Annotated in this window: 8 protein-coding genes and 1 pseudogene; 6 read left to right on the top strand and 3 right to left on the bottom strand. The window is 51.7% G+C overall.

Annotated elements, in window-relative coordinates:
• Together ABYP33_RS15020 and gshB are read right to left on the bottom strand one after the other, a co-directional pair.
• Nucleotides 1-363: pseudogene (locus tag ABYP33_RS15020) on the bottom strand (hypothetical protein); the annotation flags it as partial.
• The gene (gene gshB / locus ABYP33_RS15015) at nt 356-1,324 is read right to left on the bottom strand and encodes a glutathione synthase (RefSeq protein ID WP_373091976.1); all 969 of its coding nucleotides are present in this window, start codon (nt 1,322-1,324) and stop codon (nt 356-358) included. The gene gshB and the pseudogene ABYP33_RS15020, both read right to left, overlap by 8 nt.
• 245 nt (nt 1,325-1,569) lie before the next feature.
• Between gshB and pilG the strand changes: the two genes are divergently transcribed.
• The 6 genes from pilG to ABYP33_RS14985 all read left to right on the top strand — a co-directional run bounded on the left by pilG (nt 1,570) and on the right by ABYP33_RS14985 (nt 10,957).
• Nucleotides 1,570-1,965, top strand: coding sequence for a twitching motility response regulator PilG (gene pilG / locus ABYP33_RS15010; protein ID WP_373091975.1), 396 nt, complete (start codon nt 1,570-1,572; stop codon nt 1,963-1,965).
• A 91-nt stretch (nt 1,966-2,056) separates the two neighbouring features.
• Complete coding sequence (gene pilH / locus ABYP33_RS15005; protein WP_008252608.1) at nt 2,057-2,419, top strand: twitching motility response regulator PilH; 363 nt, start codon at nt 2,057-2,059, stop codon at nt 2,417-2,419.
• Nucleotides 2,420-2,448: 29 nt separating this feature from the next.
• Nucleotides 2,449-2,988: a chemotaxis protein CheW gene (locus ABYP33_RS15000; protein WP_373091974.1), complete on the top strand. Its 540-nt coding sequence runs from the start codon at nt 2,449-2,451 to the stop codon at nt 2,986-2,988.
• Between the two features lie 49 nt (nt 2,989-3,037).
• Entirely contained in the window at nt 3,038-5,071 is a 2,034-nt protein-coding gene (locus tag ABYP33_RS14995; protein ID WP_373091973.1) for a methyl-accepting chemotaxis protein, read from the top strand.
• Nucleotides 5,072-5,111: 40 nt separating this feature from the next.
• Nucleotides 5,112-10,490, top strand: coding sequence for an Hpt domain-containing protein (locus tag ABYP33_RS14990; protein ID WP_373091972.1), 5,379 nt, complete (start codon nt 5,112-5,114; stop codon nt 10,488-10,490).
• Nucleotides 10,487-10,957 (top strand): hypothetical protein, encoded by a 471-nt coding sequence (locus tag ABYP33_RS14985; RefSeq protein WP_373091971.1) that lies wholly within the window; start codon nt 10,487-10,489, stop codon nt 10,955-10,957. Before ABYP33_RS14990 ends, ABYP33_RS14985 begins: the two co-directional genes overlap by 4 nt.
• Here ABYP33_RS14985 and ABYP33_RS14980 read toward each other — a convergent pair.
• On the bottom strand, nt 10,954-11,508 hold a 555-nt coding region (locus tag ABYP33_RS14980; protein WP_373091970.1), incomplete at its 5' end, for a 16S rRNA (uracil(1498)-N(3))-methyltransferase. The two genes, ABYP33_RS14985 and ABYP33_RS14980, sit on opposite strands and share 4 nt — an antisense overlap.

The raw sequence follows: 11,508 nt of genomic DNA, 5'->3' as shown, positions 1-11,508 counted from the left end.
GGTACTTGTGAGCTCCGGCGACGGTGAGTACTGGGGGGTGTTTTTGGCAAGTTTAAGTGCACTTTCGCTCGCGGTGGCGTCGTGAAACGCGCTGTCAGACATGCTGCGGAGTTCGGCCTTGTGGTCGAGGCTGCCGCTGCCGATTTGATCGTATTGGGCAAGATAATCAGCCTCACTAGGCGCGTCTTTGCTGCGGTACTGCGCTAAGGTGATCTCCAAGCCGGGTAGTTTTATGCGGGCGTCTGCCGGGGCGAAATTTAAGCCCAGAATGGCGGCCAAATGCATGGCGGTGGCGACGACAACGATAAAACCAAGCCGCTCTGGGGGCGGCTGATCTTCAATAAATACAAGCTCATTACCCATGCGTTGGGGCCGGCGCAGCTAATTTGGCGGCGATGCAATCCATAAGCTGGCCCGCGATATTGGTGCCAAATTGATCGTCAATTTCCCGGATACAGGTGGGGCTGGTGACATTAATTTCGGTAAGATACTCGCCAATCACATCTAAACCAACAAACAGTAAACCTTTTGCTTTGGCAATGGGGCCGATTTTAGCCGCAATACGGCGATCGCTGTCACTTAATGGCTGTGCGCGGCCGGTGCCGCCGGCGGCCAAGTTGCCGCGGGTTTCGCCCTTGGCTGGAATGCGGGCTAAGCAATAGGGCACAGGCTCCCCGTCAATTAAAAGAATACGCTTGTCGCCCTCTTTTATTTCTGGCACATAGACTTGGGCCATAATGGTGGTTTGGCCGTGATTGGTGAGGGTTTCCAGTATCACCCCGACATTGGCGTCGTCTGCGCGGAGCCGGAAAATAGAACTGCCACCCATGCCGTCCAAGGGTTTCATGATCACATCGCCATGTTCGGCATGAAAGGCGCGCAGGCGTTTTTGATCTCGACTAACCAAGTGGATGGGCCCGAGCTGTGGAAACTGCAGAGCAAACAATTTTTCGTTGCAGTCGCGGAGGCTCTGGGGCTTATTGACCACCCAGGCACCCTGCGTTTCGGCCAGCTCTAGGATATGGGTAGCGTAGAGAAATTCATTGTCAAACGGCGGGTCTTTGCGCATCAGAATAACGTCGAGTTCGCCGAGGCTAATATCTTTGCTGTCGCCTAGCTCGTAGAAATGCTGGGGGTCTTTAAATACCTGAAGTTGACGGCTGGTGGCGCGGGCCTGGCCACCGCTGAGGTATAAGTCGGCAATGGTCATGTAATGTATTTGCCAATTGCGTTCAGCGGCAGCCCACAACATGGCGAGTGTAGAATCCTTTTTGTACGTAATATGATCAATGGGATCCATTACAACACCCAAACTAATTGTCATTTTGATACCTATGTCGAAAACTTCGCGGAAAGGGGTTTCTTATACGGGTCTGCTGAGCTAATAATTAGTCCTCACAGAATACCGCTAAAATAGCGCATTATCGCAAGTTCAGGCAATTTTGCATTAGTGGCCTACGTTGCGATGATGGTGTCAGAGCGAATTCCGTGTGAAAATCAAGTGAGTGTGCGCTCGAATAAGGGAATGTTAGTGCATAAATTGAAACCTGCAAAAGGTTCGCATTACCTATGGAAGTCAATTTTTCTAGTTTAAAGGTTATGATTATTGATGACAGCAAGACTATCCGTAGAACCACTGAAACCTTGCTCGCCAAAGAAGGTTGCACTGTGGTTACTGCAATTGATGGTTTTGATGCTTTGGCAAAGATAGCTGATACTAAACCCGATATCATTTTTGTTGATATTATGATGCCGCGTTTAGATGGCTATCAAACCTGCGCCTTGATAAAAAATAATACTGAATTCAAGTCGACGCCGGTCATTATGTTGTCGAGTAAGGACGGCTTGTTCGATAAAGCGAAAGGCCGTATTGTTGGCTCAGATCAATACCTTACAAAGCCATTTAGTAAGGGTGAATTGCTCGAGGCAATTCAGACCCACGTACAGATTGCGCACGCGCAATAATTGTTAGGCTCACTGTTGAAGCTGGGCTATACGCCGCTGCTTTTGGCGGTGTTATGTGCGGTATTAACGCGGTGCGAGCGAGGGAAGCAATATGCCACGGGTGTTAATAGTCGACGATTCGCCGACTGAAATTTTTAAAATATCGCAGATCCTCAATAAGAGTGGTTATGAGGTATTGACTGCTGACAGCGGCGAGAAAGGGATAGAACTCGCTAAACAAGAAATGCCAGATGTGGTCTTGATGGATATTGTCATGCCGGGATTGAATGGCTTTCAGGCCACTAGGCAACTAAGTCGCGACCCCGAGACCAGTGGTATCCCCGTTATTATTGTTACTACCAAAGATCAGGAAACAGATCGGCTGTGGGGCCAGCGTCAAGGTGCCAAGGGCTATTTGACAAAACCGGTGGACAGTAAGGGCTTGTTAAAGGCAATTGATGCCGTACTTAATTAAATGCGCAATTAACTACGGTGAACGGAAGCATGTCTGACACCTCGTCGTTTGATTATTTAGCAGCACTTTCCCATCGCTGCCAATTAGGAATAAGTGGCCTACCCAGTAGCCGGGACCAAGTGGCGGCTAACTGGAGTGGCGTCGGTTTTTTATTGGGAGAGCATTACTGCGTGGCGGCTATGGATGATATCGCCGAAGTGCTCACCGAGCCTGCAAGTACTCGCCTGCCAGGGGTAAAGCCCTGGGTAAGGGGAGTGGCGAACGTTCGCGGTCGACTGTTGCCGCTTATCGATTTAACCGCTTTTCTTGGTGAGGCCAGGACCACGGAGCAGCGTCAGCGTCGCGTTTTGGTTATTGAAAATGGCGACATCTATCTTGGCTTGATTGTTGATGATGTCTTTGGCATGCAACATTTTCCTGTTGATCAATACCGTCTTGACTCAGTTCATGCCAGCGCGAGGCTGGCGAAATACGCTCAGGGTGCGTATCAGCACGCCGATCGTTGTTGGGCATTGTTCAGACCAAGCCAATTAATTAATGACACAGACTTTTATACGGTTGCCGCTTAAATAAGGCAGCGATTAACACATCTATTTTAAATGCTGGGAGTTGGGGTAAATGAAAGCAGGTAATCAAGGAGCGATGGCGCGACTACGAACCAGCCGTGCAGTCAGTGTTCTCGTCTTTTTTATACTGGTCGGTTTTATCGGCGCGGGTTTTAACACATATGTCATTCTACGAGACGCCGATCATGATCAAGGTTATTTAGAACTCACCAGCGAAATGCGACTTTACGCTCAGCAATTGGCTAATAATGCCCGCGAAGCGGCATTGGGTGATCAGAGTCAGTTTGACTCCTTGGCGCGAGCGCAGCGAAACTTTGAAACAGCGCGCAGCCAATTGGTGTCGGGCAGTAAAAGCTTGCCGTCCCCTGCGGCATTGTTAGGTAGCAATATTGACGAACTCAACCGTCTTTGGGCGCAAGTGAACAGCGCAACGGAAACCATCGTGAACAACCGCGAGCGGATTGTTTTTCTCTACGAGGTCGCCGAAAATCTTAATAGGCTGATTCCTCAGCTGCAAGTGGGCAACAATAAGCTCGTTGAAATTTTGCTAAAGACCGGCGTGTCTGCGAAACAAGTTGCCATTGCTCAGCGTCAATCGTGGTTGGCAGAGCGTATTGCGCGCAATGTTGACAAAATGATTGGCGGCACCGATGCCGCGACGTTGGCCGCAGAGCAATTTACGATTGACGCCAGTGAGTTTGCCACAGTATTGCGAGGCATGCTCGGCGGTAATAGCGCGATTGGCGTTGATAAAGTCAGCAATAAAGATGCGCGGTTAATACTCACTGAAATGTCGACCTCCTTCCAAATGATCAGTGGCTCGATGGAAGAGATTTTTCAGGTCTCGCCTGAACTCTTAAAATCGTCGGAAGCGGCTGCATTGATAGCCGCGAACGTGCCACAAATCACCTTGGCCACCAGCAAGTTATCGGCCGAGATCGCCACGCTTGATGAGCAGCGGTCTTGGTCGGTTGCGACGGCAATGATGTTTGTCGGCTTAATTTTTGTTGCCCTGAGCCTATTGGCTTGGCAGTCCATGCGCAGCACTAATTTACGGTTGCGTGAAACAGCCGACGCGAATGAACGCAATCAAACGGCCATTTTGCGTTTGCTAGACGAACTCGCCGATCTTGCCGACGGTGATTTGACAACTTCTGCCACCGTAACCGAAGACTTTACTGGTGCCATCGCCGACTCGATTAACTACACCATCGACCAATTGCGGGTATTGGTATCGCAGATCAACGAAACAGCAGTACAGGTTTCTTCGGCGGCGCAGAATTCCCAGTCTACGGCTTTGAACCTAGCTCAGGCGTCTGAAAGCCAGGCCAAGGAAATTGCTGGTGCTTCCGCCGCGATCACCGAAATGGCGCTTACCATTGACCGAGTCTCTTCCAATGCGCGGGAATCTGCCGCGGTGGCGCAGCGCTCGGTAGCCATCGCCAACACAGGGGCGGAAGTGGTGCAGAACACCATCAAAGGCATGGATAATATTCGTGAGCAGATTCAAGAAACCTCGAAGCGAATCAAGCGCCTAGGTGAATCGACTCAGGAGATTGGTGATATCGTTTCTTTGATAAACGACATTGCCGATCAAACCAATATTTTGGCACTGAACGCCGCGATTCAGGCCTCGATGGCTGGCGACGCCGGACGCGGCTTTGCGGTGGTTGCCGACGAGGTCCAGCGTCTTGCTGAGCGCTCATCTGGCGCAACAAAGCAGATTGAAGCACTGGTTAAAACCATTCAGTCGGACACCAATGAAGCGGTTATTTCCATGGAGCAAACAACCTCAGAAGTGGTGCGCGGTGCGCGGTTGGCCCAAGATGCGGGTACGGCCCTAACTGAAATCGAAGCGGTATCTCAGGAACTGGCCGAACTCATTGAAAATATCTCTAGCGCTGCTGCCGATCAGGCAACGTCTGCCGGACAAATCTCCTCAACCATGCGGGTTATCCAAGAAATTACCTCGCAGACCTCGGCGGGTTCAACGGAGACGGCTCGTTCAATTGGTGCGCTGGCGGAGATGACTAACGACTTACGTAGCTCGGTTGCCGGTTTTACTTTGCCAGAGCAGCAGGCTTAGCGCCCAGCCAGGCGGGCACTGAATATCAGAGTTTAATGACATGACGGATCGCCGAGATTATATCGCGCTGGAATGGGTTTCCGGAGAAATAGCGGAGTCCCTAGGCCAGTGTGCGCTGTTGCTCAAGGATGTGCTGCTCACCGGAAATGAAGCGTCTCTAGAGCGTGCGACGGCAATACTGCACCAGGTGCAGGGCAGCTTGCGGATGATTGAATTCAGCGGCCCAGCCTTGTTATTGGAAGAAATGGAGGAAGCGTTGCTGTCTTTGCAAGATGGCAGCATGCCCCGTTCACAAACTGAGATCGTTCAGGCTGTATTGAACAGCACCCGCGATTTACCCACCTATTTGCAGCGTTTAAGCGATTCCCAGCGGGAGTCGCCGGCATCCTTAATTATTATTTTTAACGATTTACGAGCGGCCACCGGCAATACTCTCTTATCGTCATCGGTGTTATTTAATCCACGCTTGGCACTGGTGACCGACGACAGCGAACGGCACCAGCAGTTGCCTGAGGCAACTTTTTTGGAGTTGGCGGGCAAGTTGCTGAAAATGTACCAAATTGCCATGGCAGCCTATATCCGAGGCGGCGACGATCAGCAAAACCTCGTTTACCTCGGCAAGGTGTGTGGTCGAGCGGCAAAATTGTGTGCTGGCAAGGAGCAAAAATTTCTTTGGCTCGCGGCGTTAGCCTTAATTGAAGGCTTGGCCAATAAGTCTATAGCGCGTCACGTTGCTATTCGGGATTTATTGGCGCGCCTCGAAATTGAGCTTGCGGCCTTTGCCCAGCTGGGTGCGTCAGCCAGCGATCGCAAAATAGGGCGTTCTTTATTCAAAGATATTCTCTTTTATGTGGCCAGCAGTAATGCTGAGACGCCGTATATTGCCGAGGTATTTGCTAGACACAATTTACAGGGCGTCTTCGATGAGCAGGAGGCCAGCGGCGCAGAGTCGCTGGCCTATACGATTGAAATACGCCATGTGGTTGAACAGGAGCTGCGCAGTATTGCAGAACAGCTGTCCGGCGATGCCAATCACGTCGAGATACGCCAACGCTGTAAGCAGCTTAGCGATACCTTGGCGGTGGTGGGCATGATCGAACCGCTTTATTCCCAGCGGGCAATTGCCGATGGCTTAGAGCAGGGCTTGAGCGCGGGGGGGAATCAAAGTCTTGCGAATTCTCTGCGGCGACTTGCAGAACGCTTCATTGAGAAGCCCGAGGCTGAATCCCTTGAACCTAATATTGCCCCGTCGTTTTCCGGTGATGCCCATTCTGCGTTAAGCAAAAAAAGTAGGGCGGTATTATTTGACGCTCAGGAAGCAATTATTGTCTATGTTGCTGAACAATGGCAAAGCAGTCATTTGACCAGTGTTCCCGGTCAGCTGAAAGAATTGGCAATTGAGTTAGCTGCGGCGGATTACGCTGACGCCGCCGCGATACTTGAACGCTGTGCGGATTACATCGCCAATGAGATTATTGCTGGCCAAACTGTGCCTCAGTGGCAAATGTTGGATGCACTGGCGGACTCGCTAACAGCCGTTGATTATTTTATAGAGCGCAGTGCCAAGGGGCGGCAATACGCTGATCAGGGATTGTTGACGGGTGCCCAGCTCGGGGTTGCGCGTTTAGGTTACCCGGTTGCGGGTGATACCGCCCAATCTGCAACCGTGTTGAACTGGCCAAGCCCAAGCCCAAGCCCAAGCCCAAGCCCTGAAGCTGTTGCGAGCTATTCGACAAAAAATTCCCAAGGGCGCGACACCACGCTAGATCTTGATCCCGATATTCTTGCGGTGTTTTTAGAAGAAGCTGAAGAGGTACTTGAGTTACTCACTGAAACCTTGCCACAGTGGCACGCCGAGATTACTTCTACGGAACACTTGGCCACAGTGCGCCGCGCCTTTCACACCCTCAAAGGCAGTGGCCGTATGGTGGGGGCTGAGCAACTTGCTGAATTGGCGTGGTCAGTCGAAGCGATGCTGAATAAAGTTGTCGATGATCGGCTTGATATGGACGATCATCGACTGGCATTAATTGATCAGATTATTGATTTGCTGCCAGAAATGACCACGGCTTTGGCTGCAGGGCGTGAGATTTCAAGTACGGTTGTAAATGGTTTGATGAGCTTGGCGAAAGTGCTCACTGATAGCCAATTTCCACGTACTGACGGCGCTGGTACAAGCGCTGACGACGAAGGCCTGGCTGCTGTTTTTATCGGCGAAGCCGATAATCATCTTCGCGTACTAGAAGCTTATATCGAGAGTGTCGACAGTTATCCGGTGCGTCTGACGGACGATGTGCAACGCGCTTTACACACCCTTAAGGGCTCTTCGAAAATGGCCGAAGTTGGGCCAATAGCGGCCATTATCACGCCGCTAGAAGAGCTGGTGAAGGAGTTGCGCTCGATGCGCGTTGCCGCTGAGCAGCGCTTAATTGCCTTGATGTCTGATGTTATTCGCGAAGTGCGGGCGACGATTGCCGAGATGGCGACTACGCCGGTGGCTGGCCTGAGCACGGCTGATGAATTAGTCCGCCGTATTAATAGTTTGGCAGTGCAGTTGATTCATGAGGCTGAGTTCTCAACAGATCGTGATAATAGCGGCGAGTTGGCACCAGGTGAGCTAAACGCGTTTTTGGCCAGTAACAGCGACAGTATTCAAGCCTTAAGTGATTTACTGAGTGAACCAGCAGAGCTGCGGGCTGCAAAATTAATTGATTATGCGCCGGTGATGGGCGTTTTTGCTCAGCGTGCGGAAGAGATTAACAGCGAAGCGATTGCTGAACTTGCACAGGCGGTGCAGGTCTTGCTTAGCCACGCACAAGATCCCATTGCGCAGAACTTTATTGCGCTGTTGGACGCTTCGCTCGATCAGTTAATGGAATACCTGAATCAATTAGCCGGTGAGCAGACCCTGCTAGAAAATTCTGGGCTGGTTGATCAAATACGCAACTTTGAGGCCAGTGCCAAGCTGCCCATTGTGGCGCCGAATGCGTCTGGTGAGGAGGCTCTCGAGGGTGGGTCTGCGTCAGTTGCGACGCAAGCTGCATCAGCATCAGCATCAGAGCCTGAGTCGGATGTTGAGAGTGATGTTGATCCTGAAATAATCGAAATATTTATGGAAGAAGCCCAAGACCTAATTGAGGGCATGGACGAAGCTATTCAGCAGTTTTCGGAAAACCGTGAAGATCAGCATCAGCTCGACGATATCCAGCGCTACCTGCACACCTTAAAGGGTGGCGCACGTCTATCCGGCATAAAGAAACTGGGTGATCTCAGTCATGATTTTGAAACCGCCATAACGACTGCTGTGGCGAAATCTACCAGTGGCAGCGATACGTTTTTTAATACATTACAGGGTTTTCAAGATCAGCTCGTTAAAGAGCTTGGCCGTATTGGCAAGGTTGATACCACTGCGCAGGGTACCCCGGAAAATGAATTGCCTGCGCTTGCCAGCAACACGGTCAGTGATGACGATTTACTGGGCCAAGTAGCCGAGCTATTGCCTAGCAATGTTACTGGTCGCCCGGCTCCGCCGGTAGAGAGTGACTCGGCGAGTGGATTGGCCAATAGCGGTGGCCGTGCTCCGCAAGAAATGATTAAAGTGCCTTCGATTTTGCTGGAGCGTTTGATTAATCTTGCTGGGGAAACCTCCATTGCCCGTGGCCGGGTTGAAGAGCAGGTGAGTGAGATTCATTACTCTCTTGAGGAAATGGAAATCACCGTCGAGCGTTTGCAAGAGCAAGTGCGACGTTTGGACATTGAAACCGAAGCGCAGATAACCTTTCGCCAGGAGCAGGTTGAGAGCGAAGGCGCCGATGGTTTTGACCCCCTGGAATTTGACCGCTACTCCCAGCTTCAGCAGTTATCGCGCTCCTTGCTTGAGTCGGCATCGGATCTGACCGACTTGCGGGGTACCTTGCTTGAAAAAAGTCGAGATATGGAAACTCTGCTGGTACAGCAGTCTCGGGTCAATACTGAGTTACAAGAGGGCTTGATGCGCTCGCAGATGGTTCACTTTGCGCGCATGGTGCCGCGTTTGCGGCGTGGCGTGCGCCAGGTAGCAAGTGAACTCGATAAGCCTATTGATTTTAAAGTGTATAACGCCGAAGGCGAAATGGACCGGCGGGTGCTAGAGCGCATTATTCCGGCCCTTGAGCACATGCTTCGCAACGCCGTCGACCACGGCATAGAGTCCCCAGCGGAACGGATAGCGGCGGGTAAAAACGCCGAGGGCGAAATTACCATGCGTTTCGACCGGCAAGGTGGCGACGTCGTTATTGTCATTAACGATGATGGTGCAGGTATTGATCTGGCGGCGGTACGGACAAAAGCCGAAGCTTTGGGCTTGGTGAGCACCGATGCTGAACTCAGTGAGCGGCAGTTATTGGAGTATATTTTTCACGCGGGTTTTAGTACCGCCAGCAATGTCACACAGATTTCTGGTCGCGGTGTGGGCATGGACGTGGTGCGCAGCGAAATTAAACAGTTGGGCGGCGCGATTGATATCCAAACCAGTCGTGGTCGAGGCTCGCGGTTTGAAATTCGTTTGCCCTTTACCGTCTCGGTTAACCGCGCCCTGATGGTCAGTGTCGGTGGCGAAATCTTTGCGGTGCCCCTCAATAATATCGAAGGGATCGTGCGGGTCAGCCCCTATGAGTTAGATGTTTACTATCAGGATAACGGGCCGGATTTTGAATACGCGGGCCAGGATTATAAATTACGCTACCTCGGCAATTTACTGGGTGCGTCAAAAGCACCTAACCTGGAAGGACAGACCGAACCTCGGCCAGTGCTGTTAATTCGCAATGCCGAGCCTGCGACCGCAGTGCAGGTCGACTCGCTATTGGGTTCTCGCGAGGTGGTAGTAAAAACCTTGGGGCCGCAATTTGCCGCGGTGCCGGGCTTGTCTGGGGCGACGGTACTGGGCGATGGCAGCGTGGTGGTGATCCTCGATATGTTGGCCAGTATCCGTGCTGATACCGCTCGGCAGTTACTAATCGATAATACCGAGCCGGTAGCGCAAGTTGAGCAGGGCAACAATCGCTTGGTGATGGTGGTTGATGACTCAGTGACCGTGCGCAAGGTTACCTCACGGCTATTGGCTCGTCAGCACATGGAAGTTGCCCTAGCCAGAGATGGCGTAGACGCGATGAATCAGCTGCAAGACAGTGAGCGTTTACCCGATGTTATTCTGTTGGATATTGAAATGCCCCGCATGGATGGCTTTGAAGTAGCCAATCGGGTGCGCAGTAACCCCCGTCTTAAAAATATCCCCATAATTATGATTAGTTCGCGAACCGGACAAAAGCATCGTCAGCGTGCGTTTGGTTTGGGCGTACACAATTTTCTCGGCAAACCTTATCAAGAAATTCAGTTATTAAAGGCAATTGATGACGTGACTTCTACCGTGGTGACTGTATGAACGCCTTAGAATCGACTTCTGCGGTACTGGCGAATATTGTTTTGCCCTTGATGGACGGCGCGCTGTTGGTTCCTAATGCCACGGTGGCCGAGGTCACGATAGCGTGGGGCTTGAACTCGGCGATTGCCTCGCCGTTTATGCTTGGTACGCTGGCGTGGCGAGAGCAAGATATACCGGTATTTAGCTTTGAGGGGCTGCGCGATGGTGTGCTGCCAAAAGGCTTGAAAATTCGTCATATTGCCGTGCTTTACGGTATTAGTAATCGCGCCAAGCTACCGTTTTTTGCGGTGGCGCTCAGTGGTATGCCCTCTATTCAGCGCTTGATTAGTGCCGATTTAGCGCCGCTGGAAACTCAGCCGCAAGCCTTGATTCACAGTGTGGTGCGCGTGGTGGAACAGTCTTTGACGATACCTGACTGGGATTATATGGAGCAGCAAATAATTGCCGCCCTCGCCATACCCGATTAAGCCATATCGCCCCAGCGGTATTGCAGAATACTGATTGCCGCAATAGGCGCAGTTTCAGTGCGTAGCACTCTAGGGCCAAGTTGCAGCGCGGCAAAGCCTTGGCTTAGGCATAGTTCGATTTCACTATCACTTAGACCACCTTCAGGGCCAACCAAGAGCGCGATGCTTTTGGCGGTGTCATTGGCAATGGCGCCCGCTACAGCGGGGCACAGCACCAGCTTTAATTCTGCGCTTAAATCATTGCGCCATTGCGCGAGCGCTTGGGCTGGTTTGATGGCGACTAAATCGTTGCGACCGCACTGCTCGCAGGCGCTGATCATAATTTGCTGCCAGTGCCGCTGCTTTTTTTCTAGGCGTTCGCCACTGAGTTTTACGTCAACGCGCTCGGTAAACAGCGGTGTGATACTGCTCACCCCCAGCTCCGTGGCTTTTTGAATGACCCAATCAAAGCGGTCGCCTTTGGATAGCGCAATGCCCAATTCAATTTTGAGCGGTGAGGCGGCAATGGCTGCTTGCGGCGCGGTGTCGAGCTGACATAAAACGTGTTTTTT

The organism is Zhongshania sp. (assembly GCF_041584495.1).
Taxonomy (GTDB): Bacteria; Pseudomonadota; Gammaproteobacteria; order Pseudomonadales; family Spongiibacteraceae; genus Spongiibacter.
The sequence above is the reverse complement of the archived record's forward strand: the minus strand, read 5'-3'. Positions and strand labels throughout refer to the sequence as shown.